A 19,586-nucleotide genomic window follows, 5' to 3' on the forward strand; every position below is an offset into this window, starting at 1 on the left:
TCGACGGCAATGCACCCGCTTAAGCTCGGCGGCATGTCTTCCACGCTGAACGCTCTCGCCGCCATTGCACTCTGGGCCACGCTGGCATCGCTGGGCACTTCGCTGTCTCATCTGCCTCCTTTTCTGCTGACGGGGCTGGCGCTCATGATCGGCAGTGCCCTGAGTTGGCCGCTCGTCTTGCGCAATCGCCGCGCATGGGCCGTGCCGCCACGCACATTGGCGCTCGGCGTCTACGGCCTGTTTGGTTTTCACTTCCTGTTGTTCATCGCGCTGCGGCACGCGCCTCCGGTAGAAGCAAACCTCGTCAACTATCTCTGGCCTTTGTTCATGGTGGTGCTGGCGCCGGTGCTTCTGCGGGGCGTGTCGCTGCGGCCACTGCACGTGATTGCGGCACTGCTGGGCTTTGCGGGCGCGGCCATCGCAATCCTCGGCGCGCGCAGCGGGACTTCAGCCGATGCAGCTAGCAGCTATTGGGGCTTCCTGCCGGCGCTTGGCTCTGCGTTCATCTGGGCCAGCTATTCGCTGTGGACGCGGCGCGTGCCCGCCTTTCCCACGAGCGCCATCGGTCTCTTCGGGCTCGTCTCGGGCGCGCTTTCGCTGGCGTGCCACGCACTGCTGGAGCCGTCCGTCGCGCTCTCGCCGCGCGACTGGCTGCTCGTGGTCTTGTGCGGCCTCGGCCCGCTGGGCGCAGCGTTTTTCTTCTGGGACGTGGCGCTCAAGCGCGGCGACGCACGACAGATCGGCATCCTGAGCTACATCACGCCGTTGGCATCGACCGCATTGCTGCTGGTCGTGACGCAACGCCCGCTGAGCTGGACCATCGCGCTCGCCGCGGTTCTCATCATCTCGGCCGCAGTGATGGGGACGCGAGCGCGAGGCTGATCAGTCGGCGACCTTGAGCACCAGCTTGCCGAAGTTCTCGCCCGTGAAGAGCTTCGTCAGCGCTTCCGGGAAAGTCTCGATCCCTTCGACGACGTCTTCGCGGCTCTTCATGCGGCCATCCTTGAGATAGCCCGACATCTCGGCGATCGCCACGTGATATCGGTCTGCGTAGTCGAACACGACCATGCCCTGCATGCGAGCACGGTTCACCAGCAGGCTGAGGTAGTTCTTCGGCCCCTGAACGGGCGTGGTGTTGTTGTATTGACTGATGGCGCCGCAGATGATGATGCGGGCACCGCGTGCGAGCTTGGCCAACGCCGCATCGAGGATCTCGCCGCCGACGTTGTCGAAATAGATGTCGACGCCCTTCGGGCAATGCGTCTTCAGGCCCTCGCGCAAGGCGGCCGGCCCGGCCTTGTAGTCGATGCATGCATCGAAGCCGAGCTCCTTCACCACCCACTCACACTTGGCCTGGCCACCCGCAATGCCCACTGCGCGGCAGCCCTTGATTTTCGCGAGCTGCCCGACAGTCTGGCCGACAGCACCGGCGGCGCCGGAGACGAGCACCGTCTCGCCCGGCTTGGGTTCGCCGATGTCCATCAGGCCGAAATAGCCGGTCATGCCGGGCATGCCCAGCACGTTGAGCCATTGAGTGATCGAACCGGCGTTCAAGTCGATCTTCGTGAGCCCATTGCGCTTGATTTCCTCTTGGGGGATCAGCGCGTATTCCTGCACTCCGAGCGTGCCGTAGACGACATCGCCGATCGCGAACGCCGGATTGCGCGAAGCGGCGACACGCCCCACCCCGCCGGCGCGCATGACCGCGCCGATCTCGACCGGCGGGATGTAGCTCTTGCCCTCGTTCATCCACCCGCGCATGGCGGGATCGAGCGAGAGAGACAGCGTCTTGACGAGAACGCCACCTTCGGCCGGTTCGCCTGCAGGCTCGTTGGTGAACTGCCAGTTGTCGCGCGTTGCCATGCCGTCAGGGCGCTTGGCGAGTCGGACTTGACGATTGGTGGGGGGATTGCTCATGCTCGTGTCTCCTGAAGGGCTTGCTGGGGCAAGCGCATCGTAGTGCCGCTGCGCCGGGGCGTTGTTAGCGAAGGCGACAGCGATCATCGGCAGTCGATGGTCGAACCTCGACGCCGGGGCCCTGCAGCTTCAGCTGAGAAGCACCGTGACGGACAGCCCCGGTTCCGCATTCTTCACGGTGAGCTTGCCGCCATGCGCCTCGGCCACCAGACGGCACAGGTACATGCCCAGCCCTACGCCGCCGGTCGCCCGCTGGCGCGCGCTGTCGGTTCGATAGAAGGGCTCGACCAACCGCTGCAATTGCTCCGCATCGACACCCGGGCCGAAATCGCGCACCTCCAGTTCCACGCCTGGGCCAGACCTGCGCAGCGTCACGCGAGGAGGCGCGGCACCCTCCGCGCCGTGGCGCAGCGCGTTGTCCAGCAGGTTTCGCACGAGCAGACGAACGCGCGCCTTGTCGAGCGAAAGCAACGGCAGATCCGGCTGGGTTTCCACGGCAACCTGCTCTCCGCCGGGAAGCTCGCCAGCCACCTCACGTACCAGGGCCGGGAAATCGACCTGCTCGCGATGGAGCGCGGCGTGCGGACTGGCAAGCCGCTCGCTTTCGAGCAGGTCGCTGATGAGGTCGCGCATTTCGGCCAGATCGCGCAACAGCGCTGCTCGTTCGGCAGCGCCTTCGGGCGTGGCGGGCAGTAGTTCGGCATTGAGACGCGCCCGCGTCAGCGGCGAACGCAGCTCATGGCTGAGTGCGAGCAGCAGGGCGCGCTTGGCATCAAGCATCCCCTGGATGTCGTGGGCCATGGTGTTGATGCGAAGGGCAAGGTCACCCAGTTCGTCTCGGCGACGCACCGGGATCGGCTCTTCGAAGGCCCCTTGCCCGAAGCGCTCGGCGCCCGCCCGGATATCGTCCAGCGGCCGCAGCAGTCGCCGAACGTACGCATACGCCACAGCGATGAGCGCCAGCAACAGCCCGAGCGTGATCCACCCGATACCCTGCGGCTCACGCTCCCACGGCAGCGTTGCAATCCCGAAACTGATGCGATGACCATCAGCAGTCGTGCGGCTGAGCCAGTCGCCTCGTGGACCGAAGCCATGCTGATGGCGCTCCGGATGCGAATCCCAATTCACCACCGGCCCCTCGATGCGGATCGAGATCGGCAATCGGGCAACCAGCGCCTCGGCGCGCGCCACGTCGGGCGGCGTGCCGAGTTCGGCCACGATGCGGTCCATGTAGTCGGCCACCAGTGGCCGGGCGGCATCGCGCCACCCGCCCGAAAAGGCCCGCTGCATGCCGCCGAGGAACACCGCCGCCATCGCCAGCGCAAGCAGCACGAAGACGATGATCAGCCGCACACGCAACGAGTGGCCCCAGCGATGGCGCCAGCCCTGGCGTGCTCGCCGCGTCCTCATGGCCCGCTCTTGCCGACAGCGAGCGCATAGCCCGCATTGCGCAGCGTCTTGATGCAGTCGAGTGGCTCGAGCTTCTTGCGCAACCGGCTCACGACGATGTCGACGGCCCGGGTGTAGAGCTCGGCTTCATGGCCGCGCAGACGGTTGAGGATTTCATCCCGGCTCCAGACTTTGCCCGGCTGGTCGGCCAGCAGGGCCAGAAGTTCGAATTCGGTCCCGGTCAGGTCCACGCGCTCGCCCTGTCGCAGCACTTCCCGCCTGTCGAGGTCGATCGACAGGCCCTCGAACTCGCGGCGCTGGGATGAGGCAGCAGGCGCCGCTGCCCTTTGCCGGCGCAGGATGGTCTGCACACGTGCCACCAATTCGCGCGGCTCGAATGGCTTCGGCAAATAATCATCGGCGCCGAGTTCGAGACCGACCACGCGGTCCATGACGTCGCCGCGGGCTGTCAGCATCACGATCGGAATGTCGCTTTCCTTGCGGATTTCGCGGCACAGGGCAAAGCCGTCCATCTCGGGCAGCATCACGTCCAGGATGGCGGCATCGTAGGTTGCTCCACGCAGCTTCGCCAACCCTTCGCTTGGCCGCGTGGTGCTCTCCAGCACGTAGTCGAAGCGCGCGAAGTAGCTGGCGAGCGGCGCGCCCAGGTGCTCGTCATCGTCGATCAGCAGGATGCGGGGCATTCGGGCATTGTGCATACGCGCGAAAAGTAGGCTGTTCGCCAGGCCTGCGGGCATGGTCAGCGGGCGTTCATCCCCTCCTCCAGCGCCGGCCTCTGTCCATGAATTCGCGCACCTTCTGTTGCTGGGCAGGATTCAGGTTGTCGAAGAAGTCGGCCGCCGCCGCGATCACTTCAGGGCTGCCAGCCTGCACGGCAGCCGTCTTGTCGGCCACCAGCTTTCTCGCGCGCTCCTGGTCGAGCTTTGCGCCGGCGAACAATGCGCGGAATTCCGAGCGAGGATCACCGCCGCCACGCAATGCTGCGCGTTGGGCCTGTATCTTTTCGCTCAGCACCTGCAGTTTCTGCTTCTGCGTTGCGTCGAGTTCGAGCTTGCTGCTGACGCGCTCGACCATTCGCGCCCTGAATTCAGCCCGGTCTTGCTCGGAGCCGCCACCCCAGCCGGGGCGGTGGCCGCAACCTGCCAAGCTGCCTGCGAGCAGTGCAGCACCGGCAATACCGAAGAGCGAACGTTTGAACCAGCGTTTCATGAGAGTCTTCCTTGGATGTGATCGGATGTCGATCAGGAGACTCGATGGTGCTTTGGCAGCGCCGTGAAGTCCTTTCGCGGCGGTTTCGGCATGTTTCGTTTTATTGCGGTGCGCCCGCGATCGGCCCCAGCGCGGCGGCGGGTTCCTCGGACTCGATCACAGCCTGCGCCCAGGGCTCCAGCTTTCTGGTGTCGGCGCGCAGCACTTCCTGCTTGACTGCCAGGATCTGCGAAGGATGCATCGAAAAGCTGCGCAGACCCAAGCCAAGCAGCAAGCGGGTGAACATGACGTCGCCCGCCATTTCGCCGCACACACTGACGCTCTTGCCCTGGCGCCGGCACTCGGCAATCGTGTCGGCCACCAAGCGCAGCACGGCCGGATGCGCGGGGTCGTAGAGATGCGCCACCGATTCGTCCGCCCGGTCTATGGCGAGCGTGTACTGGATGAGGTCGTTGGTGCCGATCGACAGGAAATCGAAGTACTTCAGGAAGGTCTTCAGCGTGAGCGCGGCGGCCGGGATTTCGATCATGGCGCCGAGCTTTACGTTGCCATGCACCATCCCGCGGTTGTCCAGTTCAGCCCGCGCGAAATCGATGAGCGACAGGGTCTGGCGGATTTCGCTCACGTGCGCCAGCATGGGGATCAGCAGGTGAATCTCACCATGCGCCGCAGCGCGCAGGATGGCGCGCAACTGGGTCAGGAACATCGCCGGATCGGCCAGGCTCCAGCGGATCGCGCGCAGACCCAAGGCAGGATTCAGGTGGGAGTCCTCTCGGAGGGCTTTGCCGTCCAGCGGCTTGTCCGCGCCGACGTCAATCGTCCTGATGGTCACGGGCATGCCCTGCATGCCCTCGACCGCATTCCGGTACGCCCGGTATTGCTCTTCCTCGTCGGGCAGGCGCGTCATCCGCTGCGCTTCGCGGCCCATGAAAAGGAATTCGCTCCGGAACAGCCCCACACCGACAGCGCCGGCCCGGACCGCGCCTACCGTGTCTTCGGGCATTTCGATGTTGGCGAGCAACTCGACGCGCTGGCCGTCGAGCGTCACGGCGGGCTTGTGCCGCAGCCGGGACAGACGTCCGCGTTCGAGGTCGCCTTGCCGCTGCTTGAAGCCGTACTCGGCCAGGATGATCGGCGAAGGATCGACGATCACCACGCCAGCATCGCCATCGATGATGACCCAATCGTCCTGCCGCACCAGTTGGCTCGCACTGCGTGCGCCCACCACGGCGGGGATGTTCATGCTGCGGGCAACGATCGCCGTGTGCGAGGTGCGTCCGCCGACGTCGGTCACGAAGCCTGCGAACACGCTCTTCTTGAACTGCAGCATGTCCGCCGGCGAAAGGTCATGCGCAATCAGCACCAGCGGCACGTCGATACCGTCGCCGGCGGTCGGGTCCGGATGCTCATCGTCATCGGATGAGCGCTTGCGCCGCGGCGGTGTGGGTGCGAGCACCGCCGCCGTCCCTTTCATGCGATGCAACAGTCGCTCGACGACCTGCTCCAGATCGGCCTTGCGTTCGCGGAGGTACTCGTCCTCCATCTCGTCGAACTGGCGCGCGACGACTTCGAGTTGCGTGGTGAGCGCCCATTCGGCGTTGTACAGGCGCTCCACGATCCAGTGCTTGACGCCGCCGGTGAGTACCTCGTCCTGCAACAGCATCTGGTGCACATCAAGAAGCGCGGAGAGTTCGTGCGGCGCGTCATTGGGACCCATCAATGCGACGCTGGCCTGAAGCTTGTGTAGCTCCTCCGCCACTGCGTTTCGAGCGACACGCACCCGGTCGATCTCGGCATCGATTTCCTCGGGCTTGATGAAATAGTGGGCGACGTCGATTCGGCTCGAAACGACGAGCACGGCGCGGCCGATGGCAATGCCACGGGCAACCGGGAGACCGTGGATCGCGAATGTCACTGTCTACTCCCCCAAGTGCGCCATCTATTCACCTCCCCTATTCACCTTCCCCGAACTTGTCGTTCATGAGGGCCACGATCGCGTTCAGCGCCTCTTCCTCGCGTTCGCCGATCGTCTCCACTTCCACCGTGACGCCAATGCCTGCCGCGAGCATCATCACGCCCATGATGCTCTTTGCGTTCACCCGGCGGTCGCCGCGTGCAAGCCAGACCTCGCACGGATAGCTCCCGGCAAGCTTGGTGAGTTTGGCCGATGCCCGCGCGTGCAGGCCCAGCTTATTGCTGATGGTCACGGATGTCTTGGTCACTATGCTTTCTTCTTGCCTGATTCTGGGGAGCGGTCACGGCCACCTGCATCACGCCCGCAGTTCCGCCGGTGAGTGCGCGCTGCACGAGAGTATCAAGGGGTTCATTTCGATAGCTCACGGCGCGCAGCAACATCGGCAGGTTGACGCCGGCGACGAGCCGGGATCGGGCGCCGTCGACGAGCTTCTGAGCCACATTGCATGGTGTTGCACCAAAAACGTCGGCCAGCACGAGCACTTGCGAACGCGGAGTGCGCTGGAGCTGGGCAAGCGTGATGCGCGCGGCGGCGAGGGTTTCGTCGGGTGATACGTTGGGCAAGACGTCGAGCGCCGCCACGGCGTGCTCGGAATCGGGAAACACATGCAGCGCGCACTGCCGTAACGCCTGCGCAAGCGGCGAGTGGGCAATGATGAAAATGCTGTTCATGGATTTCGGCGGGCAGTCTGGCAATTATGAGGGGCCATCCGTCCAGGTGTAGAAACAAGGCAAGGCGGCAGTCGGCTCACGGAACGCGGATTCCTTCAAAAAACGTCGCCAGCGCTTCTGGGGATGACGGGGAACCCAGGACGGTCGCCTGATAGATCGCCATTCCATCCGGCCGCTGCTGCGCGAACCAGATGACGTGCGCACCTTCTCCCTTGCTTTCCCCCGGCGTGCCCTGGGTGTCGCCCTGGGTATCGAGCCGCGCCGGGGCGGGTGAAGCAGCGGCGCGCAGCACGGAGGCGGGGGCTTCGACGATCTGGGCATTCGAGAGCTGGGTCCGGGTGGCAGCCCGCCATGCCCGAATCCAGCTTTCCGCCTGTTCGGCGCTGCCGGCTGAAGCGTGCGCAATGGCGAAGGTTGCGCCTCCAGTCTTGCAGCCGGCCATGTCGACGGAAACCATGTCGGTCCCGAGCGGCAGCTGGCGCGTGGCTCGATCCGGCTTGCAAGGCAGCAGGACGACCACGTCGGCGTCTCCCACAGGAACCTCTCGCCAGTTGAAGGTGGGGCTGCACGCGGCAAGCACGATTGCGGTCACGACCAAGGTCGCGCGACCGAAGCGCAGAAAGGACAGGATCGGCATGGAACATCGATTATCGAACGCCCCTTCGACCGTTCCGGGCGGCCGGCACGACTCTGCGTTGCGATCTAAAATTCGTGGACTACTCCGCCCCGCCATGAAAAAAGTCATCTACGCCGCCGCAACCGCACTCGCCCTGGCCGTCGGGGTTGGCGTTTACCTGAACACGGGGGTTTCCGCTGCGCCGGCATCGACCTTCGTGCTTCTCGACGGAACGCGAAAGAGCACCGAGGACCTAAAGGGCAAGGTCACGCTCGTCAATTTCTGGGCAACGAGCTGCGTCACCTGCGTGGGAGAGATGCCGAAGGTCATCGCGACCTATGACAAGTACAAGAACCAGGGCTACGAGACCCTCGCCGTGGCAATGAGCTACGACCCGCCAGCATACGTCGTCAATTACGCCGAGACACGCAAGCTGCCGTTCAAGGTGGCTATCGACAATACAGGTGCGGTTGCCAAGGCATGGGGTGACGTCCAGCTGACGCCAACCACCTACGTGGTCAACAAGCGCGGTGAGATCGTGAAGCGCTATGTCGGCGAGCCCGACTTCGCCGAACTGCACAAGTTGATCGAAAAGCTGCTCGCCGAAGCGTAGATGGGGCCGCCGCCGTGCTAGGCGCGAGTCGGCTGGTCCGGATCACCTGCTCCTGAAGGTGTCGTGGCAAGCCTTGCAGGTTTCGCCAAGCGACCCCATTGCGGTCTTCAGTGAGTCGACGTTCCCGGCTTTGGCGGCGACAAGGAGGTTGTCGGTTCCGGCCATCAGCCGATCGCTCAGATCCTTGAACTTGGCCTGCTCCTTCCAAATCTCCGGCTTTGCCTTTCCGCCCTCCGTGCCAGGACCGAAGGCAGGCCACGGAAGCCTCGATATCTGCGCGACCACCTCCGCGTTGGCAACGGCGGCGGTCGCATCGTACGGCACGCGGCCGCTGGCCATGGCGCCCAGGCGGCCCACGTGCTGGCTCTGGATAAACATTGCACTCTGGCGGTACTTGATCGCATCTTCGGGTTTGGCGAACTGGGCGCTAGCCGAAACAGAAAAGGCCGCGCAAACGGCGGCCAGGGCAAGGCTGACGAGAGATTTCATCGTGGATCCTTTTTTTGCTCGCGCATCGCGGAGTACGGCGCCGTGGCAGTTTAGAGACTCGGCGCCATCGGGGACTAGTGACAACCCGCAAGTCACCTTTGCGCCGAAGTTTGCTAATCTGCGCTTCCCGCATCTTGCGTCAAGCCATCGATGACTGCCCCTTTCGAGCCCACGACGCGCCGCGCGAAGCTGGGTGATCCTGGCGCCATAGCGACCCGTGTCTGGGATTTGCCGACGCGGGTTTTTCACTGGCTGTTGGCACTGACCGTGATCGGCCTGATCGCGACCGGCCTTTCGGGGGTCATGGAATGGCATTTCCGCCTCGGCTACGCCGCGCTGTCGCTCCTGCTTTTTCGGCTGTTTTGGGGATTTGTCGGCGGGCGGTGGTCGCGCTTCTCCGCTTTCATCTACGCGCCGCGGTCCGTCGTCTCGTATCTGCGGGGCCGCGCGCACCCGGACCAGCTCATCGGTCACTCGCCTTTGGGCGCGCTATCGGTGTTCGCCGTTCTTGGGCTGCTTCTGGTGCAAGTCGGGACCGGGCTGGTTGCCGATGACGAGATCTCCGCGTCGGGGCCGCTGACAAGCTTCGTTCCCGGTTCGCTGGTGAGTGCCGCGACAAAGTGGCACACGATGCCAGGCAAGTGGCTCGTCATCACGCTCGTAAGCCTGCACGTGCTCGCCGTTCTGTTTTACGTGATTGTCAAGGGTCGCATGCTGATACGGCCCATGATCTCCGGTGACAAGCCACTCACCGACGGCACCGGCGCGTCAAGCCGCGATGACGCCGCATCAAGGCTTCTGGCGATTGTCGTGTTCGCGGCCTGCGCCAGCTTCGCAGGCTGGATCTCATCATTGCGCGTATGAGCAACTCAATGTCACGCCCCTTGCCCCTGGCAGGCACACCAGAAATCGTGCTTTTGACACCCGATGAGCCGGACGAGATTGAAGCGACGCGGGCGATCTTTCGAGACTATGCGGCTTCACTTGAGATCGATCTCGGTTTTCAGAATTTTGATGATGAACTCGCCGAATTGCCGGGGGACTATGCTGAACCTCGGGGCGCTTTGTTTTTGGCATTGGTCGACACCGACGACACGGCGGTACCCGTGAAGGGGCGGCCATTGCGACGGTCCGATGGAGGTTTCGCGCACGTTGCCGGCTGTTGCGCGCTGCGTCCGTTGGATTCGGCGGATTACCCCAACGCGGCAGAGATGAAGCGCCTGTACGTGCGGCCGGAGTTTCGGGGAGTGGGAGTCGGACGGCAGCTCGCGGAAGCCATCCTCGATGCTGCGCGCGGCGCGGGCTATGCTTGCGTACTGCTGGATACGCTCGACGATATGGAGTCCGCGAGGGCACTCTACGAAGAGCTTGGCTTCGCCGAAGTGCCCCCCTACTATCACAACCCGATTGCAGGGTCGCACTATCTCAAGGCGGATCTGTAGCTCAAGCGAGCGTCGGCCACGGGTTGCTACGCCACGCTGCGGGCTTGTGCCAACAGCGTGTCAGCATCACTGACCTCGAACTTGCCCGGATCTTCGACGTTGAGTGTCGCGACCTTGCCGTCTTTCACCAGCATCGAATAGCGATTGCTGCGGACACCCATTCCGCGCGAGGTCAGATCCAGCGTCAGGCCGGTTGCATTCGCAAAAGCGCCGCTGCCGTCCGCCAGCATGCGAACCTTGCTTCCCGTCTTCTGATCACGGGCCCAAGCGCCCATGACGAAGGCATCGTTGACACTCACGCACCAGATTTCGTCCACGCCGGCAGCCTTGAAATCTTCAAAATGCTGGACATACCCCGGAACATGCTTCGCTGAGCAAGTGGGTGTAAAAGCCCCAGGCAGAGCGAAGACGGCTATAGTCTTTCCAGCGGCAGCCTTGGTGACGTCTACAGGATTGGGCCCGATGCTGCAGCCCTCACCTTCGACCTCAGAATATTCCTGAAGCGTTGCAGCAGGCAACGTGTCACCGACATTGATCATTTGAAGTACTCCTGAAAAAGAAAAGCGGCCCACATTGTGGGCCGCTTTTGCTCGGACTGCTTCGGCTGCGATCAGACCAGAACGGCCTTTTCGATCAAACGGGTCACAACCCAGTTCTTCGACTTCGAAATTGGCCGGCTCTCAGTGATCTCAATGGTGTCACCCAGCTTGTATTCGCCCTTTTCGTCATGGGCGTGGTACTTGCTGGTCTTCGCCACGATCTTGCCGTAAAGCTCGTGTTTCACGCGACGCTCAACGAGCACGGTCACGGTCTTTTCACGCTTGTCGCTGACCACCTTGCCAATCAAGGTGCGCTTGAGGGATTTTTTAGCTTCCGTCATGTTCACTCCTTACTTGGCGGCTCGGGCTTCTTGCTGCTTTTGAGCAAGAATGGTCTTGGCGCGCGCAATGTCGCGGCGCGTCACGCGCAGTGTCGACGTATTCGACAGCTGTTGCGTGGCTTTCTGCATGCGCAGGCCGAAATGGGCCTTCTGCAGGTCTTTGATTTCGGCTTGCAGGCCCGCAACGTCCTTGTTGCGCAGCTCGGTGGCCTTTGAAGTCTTGGCCGGGGCCGCGACTTCCTTCTTTTTACGTGTTGCCATGGTGTTCTCCTCGATCAGGCGCCGAGTTGGCGTGCGACGAAAGTCGTACGCAACGGCAGCTTGGCAGCGGCCAGACGGAATGCTTCGCGAGCCAGTTCTTCGGGAACGCCGACGATCTCATAGATCACCTTGCCGGGCTGGATTTCGGCGACGTAGTACTCGGGGTTGCCTTTACCGTTACCCATCCGCACTTCTGCGGGCTTGTGAGAGATCGGCTTGTCCGGGAACACACGAATCCAGATGCGGCCGCCGCGCTTGACGTGACGCGAGATCGCGCGACGTGCGGCTTCGATCTGACGGGCCGTAAGGCGGCCGCGGTCGATCGACTTCAGGCCGAAGTCACCGAACGACACCGCATTACCGCGGGTCGCGATGCCGGTGTTGCGGCCCTTTTGTTCCTTTCGGAACTTTCTGCGTGCAGGTTGCAGCATGTTTATTACTCCGTAGTTCTAAGACCGATCACTCGGTCTTGGCACCGTCAGCTGCTGCAGCTGGCGCGGCTTTGCGGACGCGCTTAACGGCGGGTTTCGAGTCTGCACCTGGAGCTGCCGGAGCGGCGCCAGTAGCTTCTGCGGGCTTGTCGCTGCCGTCGGTTGGGGCGACGTTGCCACCAATCGGGCCACGAGCGCCGGCGCGCGGGCCACGACGGTCAGAGCCCGGACGGTCGCCACCCGGGCGGCCATCACGGCGCGGGCCGCGAGGACGACGCTCTTCGTCAGGGCGTGGCGTTTCGACAGCAGGCAAATCGTTGCGACCCAGCGTATCGCCCTTGTAGACCCAGACCTTGACGCCAATGACGCCGTACGTAGTCTTAGCTTCCGACGTGCCGTAGTCGATATCGGCGCGGAGGGTGTGAAGGGGCACTCGACCTTCGCGGTACCACTCGGTACGTGCGATCTCGATGCCGTTCAGCCGGCCAGCCGACATGATCTTGATGCCTTGAGCACCCAGACGCATGGCGTTCTGCATAGCGCGCTTCATGGCGCGGCGGAACATGATCCGCTTCTCGAGCTGCTGAGTGATGCTGTCGGCGATCAGTTGTGCATCGATTTCGGGCTTGCGTACTTCTTCGATGTTGACAGCGACCGGTACTCCGAGTTGCTTGCCCAATTCGCGCTTGAGGTTCTCGATGTCTTCACCCTTCTTGCCGATGACGACACCCGGGCGCGCCGAGTAGATCGTGATACGTGCATTCTTGGCGGGACGCTCGATCAGCACGCGCGAAACGGACGCGTTCTTGAGCTTCTTCTTCAGGTACTCACGTACCTTGATATCTTCTGCCAGCATGCCGGCGAAGTCGCGGTTGCTTGCGTACCAGCGGCTTGACCAGTTACGGCTGACCGCAAGGCGGAAGCCGGTTGGGTGGATCTTCTGTCCCATATTTCTTCCAGGCCTGTTAGTTGCCAACCGTCACGTACACATGGCACGTGGGCTTGCTGATGCGATTGCCGCGACCCTTGGCGCGCGCGGTGAAGCGCTTGAGCGTGGCGCCCTGTTCGACGTAGATGGTCTTCACCTTCAGTTCGTCGATATCGGCCCCGTCGTTGTGCTCTGCGTTGGCAATTGCCGATTCGAGCACCTTCTTTACGATGACGGCGGCCTTCTTCTGCGTGAATTGCAGAATGTTGAGTGCTTGATCGACTTTCTTTCCGCGGATCAGGTCAGCGACCAGACGGCCCTTGTCGACCGAAAGGCGAACGCCGCGGAGGACTGCACGTGTTTCAGACATGGTCGTTCCTTACTTCTTCTGGACTTTCTTGTCCGCGGGATGCCCCTTGAAAGTGCGCGTGAGCGCAAATTCACCGAGCTTGTGACCAACCATCTGGTCGGTGATGTACACGGGCACGTGCTGTTTGCCGTTGTGCACAGCGATCGTCAGGCCGATGAATTCCGGCAGAACCATCGAGCGACGCGACCAGGTCTTGATCGGCTTCTTGTCCTTGTTCGTCACAGCCTTGTCGGCCTTGGCCACAAGGTGGTGATCCACGAACGGACCCTTTTTGAGAGAGCGAGTCATTTGCTAACCCTTACTTCTTGCGACGCGACACGATGAAGACCTGCGTGCGCTTGTTGTTACGGGTGCGATAACCCTTGGTGAGATTGCCCCAGGGGTCGACAGGATGGCGGCCTTCGCCGGTCTTGCCTTCGCCACCACCGTGCGGGTGGTCCACCGGGTTCATTACCACACCGCGAACGGTCGGGCGGATACCCATCCAACGCTTCACACCGGCCTTGCCGAGTTGGCGCAGGCTGTGTTCTTCGTTGGCGACTTCACCGATGGTCGCGCGGCATTCCACATGCACGCGTCGGACTTCGCCGGAACGCATGCGCACCTGTGCGTAGACGCCTTCACGAGCCAGCAACGTGGCCGAGGTGCCTGCCGAACGCGCGATCTGCGCACCCTTGCCGGGTTGCAACTCGATGCAGTGGATCGTCGAACCCACCGGAATGTTGCGAATAGGCAGCGTGTTGCCGGCACGGATCGGAGCTTCCGAACCGCTCAGCAGCGTTGCACCGGCTTCCAGGCCCCGCGGGGCGATGATGTAGCGGCGCTCGCCGTCGGCGTAGCACACGAGCGCAATGTGAGCAGTACGATTCGGGTCGTACTCGATACGCTCGACCTTGGCCGGAATGCCGTCCTTGTTGCGCACAAAATCCACCACACGATAGTGATGCTTGTGGCCACCGCCCTTGTGGCGAGTCGTGATGTGGCCGTTGTTGTTACGGCCGGCCTTCTGGAACTGCGGCTCCAGCAAAGCTGCATGCGGCGCACCCTTGTAGAGGTGGTCTCGCGAAATCTTCACCGCGCCGCGTTGGCCCGGCGAAGTGGGTTTCATCTTGATGACGGCCATGATTAAGCGCCTTCCCCGACGAGGTTGAGCTCTTGACCAGCCTTGAGCGTCACGTAGGCCTTGCGAACGTTATCGCGGCGACCGATGGACTTGCCGAAGCGCTTGGTCTTGCCCTTGGTGTTGAGCACCGACACGCCCTGAACCTCAACCTTGAACATCAGTTCAACGGCGGCTTTGATTTCGGGCTTGGTGGCGTCCTGCAACACCTTAAAGGTGACTGCATTCGACTTTTCGCCGATCATCGTGGCCTTTTCGGACACGATCGGGGCGACCAGCACGTTCATCAGACGACCTTCGTCGAACTGACGTTGTGCGGGAGTAGGGTTCATGCGGCTCATGCGAACATCTCCTTGAGCTTGTCGACGGCACCCTTTGTGACCAACACTTTTTTGTAGTGAACCAGCGACACCGGATCGGCGTACCGCGGCTCGACCACAAGCACGTTGACCAGGTTGCGCGAAGCGAGATACAGGTTCTCATCGACTTCTTCGGCAATCACGAGCACTGACTCGAGATTCATTGCCTTGAACTTGGCGGCCAGCGCCTTGGTCTTCGGCGAGTCAACCTTGATCGAGTCAACCACAGCCAACCGACCTTCGCGCGCGAGTTGCGAGAAGATGGACGCCATGCCAGCGCGATACATCTTCTTGTTGATCTTCTGTGAGAAATTTTCGTCAGGCATGTTCGGGAAAATGCGGCCGCCTCCGCGCCACAGCGGCGAGGAAGTCATACCAGCACGGGCGCGGCCCGTTCCCTTTTGCTTGAACGGCTTTTTGGTCGAATGCTTAACCTGCTCGCGGTCCTTTTGGGCGCGGGTGCCTTGGCGGGCATTGGCCTGGAATGCGACGACGATCTGGTGAACCAGGTCTTCGTTGTAGTCACGGCCGAACACGGTCTCCGGCGCTTCGTACTTCGAGGCAGCCTGGCCTTGTTCGTTCAGGAGTTCGAGTTCCATTACTTCGCTCCTTCAGCGGCTTGCGGCTTGGCCTTGACGGCCGGACGCACGGTGACGAAGCCACCCTTCGAACCCGGAATTGCACCCTTAATCAGGAGCAACTGCCGAGCCTCGTCGATACGGATCACATCGAGGTTCTGGGTTGTTACCGTGACATCGCCGAGATGGCCCGTCATGCGCTTGCCCGGAAATACGCGACCGGGATCCTGCGCCATGCCGATAGAACCCGGCACATTGTGCGAACGGCTATTGCCGTGCGATGCGCGCTGCGAACTCATGTTGTGACGCTTGATGGTGCCAGCGTAGCCCTTACCGATCGAAGTGCCTTGCACGTCGACCTTCTGGCCAACCGCGAACACGCTCGCGGCAGCAATGACGCCGCCAGCCTTGTGCTGACCAGCCGTATCGGCAGTCACGCGGAATTCCTGGATGATCTCGCCTGCCTCGACGCCCGCCTTGGCGAGGTGACCGGCTTCAGGCTTGGTGACGCGCGATGCCTTGCGCGAACCGAACGTCACTTGAACTGCGACGTAGCCATCATTCTCTTGGGTTTTGATCTGGGTCACGCGGTTGTTCGACACATCCACCACCGTGACAGGAACTGCGTCCCCGTCATCAGTGAAGAGACGCATCATCCCCACCTTGCGGCCCAGCAACCCGAGGGAGTTGCTCAGACTCATAGTTTTCTCCAAAACTTCCGCCGCTGCCACTTCAATTGGCGACAGCGTTTGGTTTGCGAAAGAAGGTTAATAAAGCTCTGCGCAAAGAGGCTCGGAGGCGCAATTTGGGCAGAGCCGGAGATTATAGCGCGCATCTCGCAAAGACCGCAACGCTCCCAACAGCCCAGCAGGACGCCTACTTCACTCGATACGATCGGACTGGGTCTCCACCGGGTGTTTGCTTGAGTTCGCCGGCATGCGGTAGGGCAGAAGGGGACGCTCGCGTCTGGATTGGAATCGAAGTTGCGCTGGTCGCGCCGTGCTGCGTCGTGAACACATGTAGGTAGCCAATACCTGCCGCTGCGGGAGTGACGTTGACTGTCAATGACGTCACTTCGCCCGCTGGCAACGTGCGCACCTCTTCGCCACCTGGGAGCCTGAGACCTCCCTCCGTGGTCAACTTAACCACGGCGCCGCTCTGCTGAGTCACCCCGTCGAAAGCCAGCACCACCGGAACAGCAACACCGGGCACGGGCGTGCCGTCGACTCGATACTGAACGATCACCCCCGAGCCGTTCCCCTTCATCGGAGCCGTGCTCATAGTTTTGCTGGGGGCCGGCGCTTTGCGCAGTCCAGTCATGTCCGCCGCAGCAGCCAACGCATTCAAGGAAACGAAAAGCGCCAACGCAAGGGGCGCACTGACGACGGTGCCTTTTCCTTTCGTAGGTCCAGCGATCATTGAATGGTCACTTTGAAACATGTCGAGGCCGATGTGTTGTTGAAGTCGTTGATTACCAGGATGCTCTCTCCCGCTGGGAAATTGACCGATGCCGCCTCACTTTGGCCGAGACCGTCGGCTTCGGCAATCTGTCCGCCGCTGTAAACGACCCAGTCCGGATCGACCGCGCTCGAATCGGCTAGCACTGTGATCGTATGGGTACCCGCCGCCGGTGCGGTGAGCCGGAGATAGGCGTAACTCCCCAGTTTGTTGCCGGCACCCGCCTGATTGGAAACACAGGCCGACTTGACTGCGCCCGCCGCAGCGCTCTGATACATGGGAAGAGCGGCCTGAACTCCGCCATCGTTCATTTCAAGAACGCCGTACGGATCAGAAAAAGCGCTGATCTTCTGCCCCGTCAAAAGCGCGGACAGATTCGAAGCGCCTTCCGGTGCGGTCAAATAGAAGGCAGCGGCGAACGGGTGAATAGAGGTCACAGGCAACCCGCGCTTGAACGGCCCGGTCATGGTGTCGTGGATCGCCTTGAAGCCAACTTGCCCATTCAAGATCCACAGAATTGACTGCACGGAGGCCTCGCGAAACCATCCAGGATCCGAACCGTCCCCGGCTCGGAGATCAACATTGGACCCTTGAGCTTGGCCGGGCCCGACTGAATCGATGTAATTGCTGCGTCCCAGGGCGATGCCTGACCACGCATTGCCCCAACCCTCCGAAAACGCGACCCGCCGATCGAGCCTGTCCGTGATGGCATGGCTGCCCCCAGGGGAATCGTCACGACTGAATGCTGACTGATAGTAGTGACCCCATTCATGGGCAATCACCGATTCATCGTACTCGTCCGAGTCAACGTTCTCCTTGCCCAGAACAAAGATCGTGCGGCCCCCCGTTCCGTTGCCAAAGAAGGTCGTGCCGATTTGCCCCAGAGCTGGATTGCCGCTGGCCGGGACATTGTTAGCACTCCAGAACACACGCAACGCTGGAAAAGCCGTATTGGGCGCGACCGACAACACCTTAGCCTGAGCCGTATAAATCGTATCCAGGAGAGCAAACGGCGCCGCGACACGCATCCCGCTATATCCGGACCCGCCCCACCCGGACGGCGCATGAACGTCACGCGCGAGCACAGCAGCGGTGCCGGAGGCAAACGTAGGCGTCTCCATTGCGTAGATGGCATTGGCCTGGGTGTTGTCGCGGACCGAGACATCCCAACTCGGCCCAGCACCCAGTTGCGACAACTGAGCTTTGACGCGCACTATCAGCGATGTATTCGACGGGACCGCCACCGAGTACAGGCCTTTCTCATCCGTATTGGCGGAGGCAACGATGTTTGATGCGGCGTTCAAGATTTCGACCACTGCTCCTCGAACCGGCTTCGCAACTGTTGCCGCATAGTTCAGAGCGCCCGTGATGTTCGGGACAGAGTCATAGGTAACGGCTCCGCTCAAGCGAACATTGGCTACCGCCACCGACGCGCCAGAGGCGGGCGACGCCGAGGGAGAGACGCCGACGGTTCCGCCACCACCCCCGCCCCCGCAGCCCGCCAGGAGGGCCAGTGCTGCAGATAACACTAATCCTCGCCTTAACACTTCACTTCCCATATCCCGCGCCTCCCTGGCCTTCACAACGGCCTGCCGCCTTGCTTCTAGGATGCCATATCAGGCGCAAAAAAAGCCCGCTGACACAAAGGCCAGCGGGCTTTGAAGTAAGCAAAGGCTCTTATTGCAGCTTGATCTCCACGTCGACGCCTGCGGGCAAGTCGAGCTTCATGAGTGCATCGACCGTCTTGTCGGTTGGGTCAACGATGTCCATCAGACGCTGATGCGTGCGGATTTCGAATTGATCCCGGCTCGTTTTATTGACGTGCGGCGAACGCAGAATGTCGAAGCGCTTCATGCGAGTCGGCAGGGGCACGGGACCCTTGACGATCGCGCCTGTACGCTTGGCCGTGTCCACGATCTCTGCAGCCGATTGGTCGATCAGCTTGTAGTCGAACGCCTTCAGGCGGATGCGAATTTTTTGCTTGGTAGCCATGGTAATTCCTTGGTGCGTTCGATCAGATGTCGAGGATCTTTGCCACGACGCCCGAGCCGACGGTGCGGCCACCTTCGCGAATTGCGAAGCGCAGGCCCTCTTCCATGGCAATCGGGTTGATCAGCTTCACTGTGATCGACACGTTGTCGCCCGGCATGACCATTTCCTTGTCCTTGGGCAACTCGATCGCGCCAGTCACGTCCGTCGTGCGGAAGTAGAACTGCGGACGGTAGTCTTTTGCGTCGGGCGGATACCCACGATCTCGATTTCTTCGCCCACCTTGATCACGCCGCGCTCGACCGCGCCAGTGACCACCGTGCCGCGACCCGAGATCGAGAACACGTCTTCCACCGGCATCAGGAACGTACCGTCCACCGCGCGCTCAGGCGTGGGGATGTAGCTGTCCAGCGCCTCGGCCAGCTTCATGATCGAGCCTTCGCCCAGCTCGCCCTTGTCGCCTTCCAGCGCCAGCTTGGCCGAGCCATGGATGATGGGGGTGTCGTCGCCGGGGAATTCGTACTTGTCCAGGAGCTCGCGAACTTCCATTTCAACCAGTTCGAGCAACTCCTTGTCATCCACCATGTCGCACTTGTTCAGGTACACGATGATGTAGCCCACGCCCACCTGGCGGGCCAGCAGGATGTGCTCGCGCGTCTGGGGCATCGGGCCGTCAGCAGCCGAGCACACCAGGATCGCGCCGTCCATCTGAGCCGCGCCAGTGATCATGTTCTTCACATAGTCAGCGTGCCCCGGGCAGTCCACGTGCGCATAGTGACGGTTGGCCGTCTCGTACTCCACGTGCGCGGTGTTGATCGTGATCCCGCGCGCCTTCTCTTCGGGCGCCGCGTCGATCTGGTCGTAGGCCTT

At 62.1% G+C, this 19,586-nt stretch carries 27 protein-coding genes and 1 pseudogene; 4 read left to right on the forward strand and 24 right to left on the reverse strand.

Annotation, left to right across the window (positions count from 1 at the left end):
• The first annotated feature begins 33 nt into the window (after positions 1-33).
• A complete protein-coding gene (locus AC1DMA_RS11800; protein WP_478144283.1) occupies positions 34-882 on the forward strand; it encodes a DMT family transporter in 849 nt (282 codons plus the stop codon).
• Here the strand turns inward: AC1DMA_RS11800 and AC1DMA_RS11805 are convergent, their stop codons facing one another.
• The 8 genes from AC1DMA_RS11805 to AC1DMA_RS11840 all read right to left on the reverse strand — a co-directional run bounded on the left by AC1DMA_RS11805 (position 883) and on the right by AC1DMA_RS11840 (position 7,819).
• A complete protein-coding gene (locus AC1DMA_RS11805) occupies positions 883-1,917 on the reverse strand; it encodes an NADP-dependent oxidoreductase (RefSeq protein WP_478144284.1) in 1,035 nt (344 codons plus the stop codon).
• A gap of 129 nt (positions 1,918-2,046) precedes the next feature.
• Positions 2,047-3,327 (reverse strand): HAMP domain-containing sensor histidine kinase, encoded by a 1,281-nt coding sequence (locus AC1DMA_RS11810; RefSeq protein WP_478144285.1) that lies wholly within the window; start codon positions 3,325-3,327, stop codon positions 2,047-2,049.
• Positions 3,324-4,010 carry a response regulator transcription factor gene (locus AC1DMA_RS11815; protein WP_478125249.1) on the reverse strand — a complete coding sequence of 229 codons (687 nt, stop codon included), beginning with the start codon at positions 4,008-4,010 and terminating at the stop codon, positions 3,324-3,326. Before AC1DMA_RS11815 ends, AC1DMA_RS11810 begins: the two co-directional genes overlap by 4 nt.
• 67 nt (positions 4,011-4,077) lie before the next feature.
• Positions 4,078-4,536, reverse strand: a complete 459-nt coding sequence (locus tag AC1DMA_RS11820) for a Spy/CpxP family protein refolding chaperone (RefSeq protein ID WP_478125250.1) — start codon at positions 4,534-4,536, stop codon at positions 4,078-4,080.
• 100 nt (positions 4,537-4,636) lie between these two features.
• A complete protein-coding gene (gene ptsP, locus AC1DMA_RS11825; RefSeq protein WP_478144287.1) occupies positions 4,637-6,451 on the reverse strand; it encodes a phosphoenolpyruvate--protein phosphotransferase in 1,815 nt (604 codons plus the stop codon).
• Between the two features lie 37 nt (positions 6,452-6,488).
• Positions 6,489-6,758 (reverse strand): HPr family phosphocarrier protein, encoded by a 270-nt coding sequence (locus AC1DMA_RS11830; RefSeq protein ID WP_478125252.1) that lies wholly within the window; start codon positions 6,756-6,758, stop codon positions 6,489-6,491.
• Complete coding sequence (locus AC1DMA_RS11835; protein ID WP_478125253.1) at positions 6,727-7,182, reverse strand: PTS sugar transporter subunit IIA; 456 nt, start codon at positions 7,180-7,182, stop codon at positions 6,727-6,729. The genes AC1DMA_RS11830 and AC1DMA_RS11835 overlap by 32 nt, the downstream gene beginning before the upstream one ends.
• Before the next feature lie 76 nt (positions 7,183-7,258).
• Complete coding sequence (locus AC1DMA_RS11840; RefSeq protein WP_478125254.1) at positions 7,259-7,819, reverse strand: hypothetical protein; 561 nt, start codon at positions 7,817-7,819, stop codon at positions 7,259-7,261.
• A gap of 94 nt (positions 7,820-7,913) precedes the next feature.
• On the opposite strand from AC1DMA_RS11840, the gene AC1DMA_RS11845 reads away from it, so the two are divergent.
• Positions 7,914-8,411 (forward strand): TlpA disulfide reductase family protein, encoded by a 498-nt coding sequence (locus AC1DMA_RS11845; protein WP_478144288.1) that lies wholly within the window; start codon positions 7,914-7,916, stop codon positions 8,409-8,411.
• Between the two features lie 42 nt (positions 8,412-8,453).
• On the opposite strand, the gene AC1DMA_RS11850 is transcribed toward AC1DMA_RS11845, so the two are convergent.
• Positions 8,454-8,900 carry a c-type cytochrome gene (locus AC1DMA_RS11850; protein WP_478144289.1) on the reverse strand — a complete coding sequence of 149 codons (447 nt, stop codon included), beginning with the start codon at positions 8,898-8,900 and terminating at the stop codon, positions 8,454-8,456.
• 189 nt (positions 8,901-9,089) lie between these two features.
• Between AC1DMA_RS11850 and AC1DMA_RS11855 the strand changes: the two genes are divergently transcribed.
• A complete protein-coding gene (locus AC1DMA_RS11855) occupies positions 9,090-9,764 on the forward strand; it encodes a cytochrome b/b6 domain-containing protein (protein ID WP_478144313.1) in 675 nt (224 codons plus the stop codon).
• Positions 9,761-10,342, forward strand: coding sequence for a GNAT family N-acetyltransferase (locus AC1DMA_RS11860; protein WP_478144290.1), 582 nt, complete (start codon positions 9,761-9,763; stop codon positions 10,340-10,342). The genes AC1DMA_RS11855 and AC1DMA_RS11860 overlap by 4 nt, the downstream gene beginning before the upstream one ends.
• Before the next feature lie 26 nt (positions 10,343-10,368).
• Here AC1DMA_RS11860 and AC1DMA_RS11865 read toward each other — a convergent pair whose 3' ends face one another.
• The 15 genes and pseudogenes from AC1DMA_RS11865 to AC1DMA_RS11935 all read right to left on the reverse strand — a co-directional run.
• A complete protein-coding gene (locus tag AC1DMA_RS11865; protein WP_478125259.1) occupies positions 10,369-10,881 on the reverse strand; it encodes a redoxin family protein in 513 nt (170 codons plus the stop codon).
• Positions 10,882-10,952: 71 nt separating this feature from the next.
• Positions 10,953-11,222: a 30S ribosomal protein S17 gene (rpsQ, locus tag AC1DMA_RS11870; protein ID WP_478125260.1), complete on the reverse strand. Its 270-nt coding sequence runs from the start codon at positions 11,220-11,222 to the stop codon at positions 10,953-10,955.
• 9 nt (positions 11,223-11,231) lie between these two features.
• A complete protein-coding gene (gene rpmC / locus AC1DMA_RS11875) occupies positions 11,232-11,483 on the reverse strand; it encodes a 50S ribosomal protein L29 (protein ID WP_478144291.1) in 252 nt (83 codons plus the stop codon).
• Between the two features lie 14 nt (positions 11,484-11,497).
• A complete protein-coding gene (gene rplP, locus AC1DMA_RS11880) occupies positions 11,498-11,914 on the reverse strand; it encodes a 50S ribosomal protein L16 (protein WP_028250943.1) in 417 nt (138 codons plus the stop codon).
• 28 nt (positions 11,915-11,942) lie between these two features.
• Positions 11,943-12,863 (reverse strand): 30S ribosomal protein S3, encoded by a 921-nt coding sequence (gene rpsC / locus AC1DMA_RS11885; RefSeq protein WP_478125262.1) that lies wholly within the window; start codon positions 12,861-12,863, stop codon positions 11,943-11,945.
• 16 nt (positions 12,864-12,879) lie between these two features.
• Positions 12,880-13,212, reverse strand: coding sequence for a 50S ribosomal protein L22 (gene rplV / locus AC1DMA_RS11890; RefSeq protein ID WP_019657678.1), 333 nt, complete (start codon positions 13,210-13,212; stop codon positions 12,880-12,882).
• A 9-nt stretch (positions 13,213-13,221) separates the two neighbouring features.
• Positions 13,222-13,500, reverse strand: coding sequence for a 30S ribosomal protein S19 (gene rpsS, locus AC1DMA_RS11895; protein WP_062478874.1), 279 nt, complete (start codon positions 13,498-13,500; stop codon positions 13,222-13,224).
• Positions 13,501-13,510: 10 nt separating this feature from the next.
• Entirely contained in the window at positions 13,511-14,335 is an 825-nt protein-coding gene (rplB, locus tag AC1DMA_RS11900; protein ID WP_028250945.1) for a 50S ribosomal protein L2, read from the reverse strand.
• 2 nt (positions 14,336-14,337) lie between these two features.
• Positions 14,338-14,673 (reverse strand): 50S ribosomal protein L23, encoded by a 336-nt coding sequence (rplW, locus tag AC1DMA_RS11905; protein WP_478125263.1) that lies wholly within the window; start codon positions 14,671-14,673, stop codon positions 14,338-14,340.
• The gene (gene rplD, locus AC1DMA_RS11910; protein ID WP_478125264.1) at positions 14,670-15,290 is read right to left on the reverse strand and encodes a 50S ribosomal protein L4; all 621 of its coding nucleotides are present in this window, start codon (positions 15,288-15,290) and stop codon (positions 14,670-14,672) included. Before rplD ends, rplW begins: the two co-directional genes overlap by 4 nt.
• Positions 15,290-15,970: a 50S ribosomal protein L3 gene (rplC, locus tag AC1DMA_RS11915; RefSeq protein ID WP_478144314.1), complete on the reverse strand. Its 681-nt coding sequence runs from the start codon at positions 15,968-15,970 to the stop codon at positions 15,290-15,292. The genes rplD and rplC overlap by 1 nt, the downstream gene beginning before the upstream one ends.
• A 175-nt stretch (positions 15,971-16,145) precedes the next feature.
• Positions 16,146-16,550 carry a hypothetical protein gene (locus tag AC1DMA_RS11920; protein WP_478144292.1) on the reverse strand — a complete coding sequence of 135 codons (405 nt, stop codon included), beginning with the start codon at positions 16,548-16,550 and terminating at the stop codon, positions 16,146-16,148.
• Between the two features lie 134 nt (positions 16,551-16,684).
• Positions 16,685-18,256 carry a hypothetical protein gene (locus tag AC1DMA_RS11925; protein WP_478144293.1) on the reverse strand — a complete coding sequence of 524 codons (1,572 nt, stop codon included), beginning with the start codon at positions 18,254-18,256 and terminating at the stop codon, positions 16,685-16,687.
• 148 nt (positions 18,257-18,404) lie between these two features.
• Positions 18,405-18,719, reverse strand: a complete 315-nt coding sequence (rpsJ, locus tag AC1DMA_RS11930; RefSeq protein WP_028250951.1) for a 30S ribosomal protein S10 — start codon at positions 18,717-18,719, stop codon at positions 18,405-18,407.
• A 22-nt stretch (positions 18,720-18,741) separates the two neighbouring features.
• Positions 18,742-19,586, reverse strand: a pseudogene (locus tag AC1DMA_RS11935) (GTP-binding protein); the annotation flags it as partial.

It is taken from the genome of Variovorax sp. 05N34 (genome assembly GCF_056397405.1).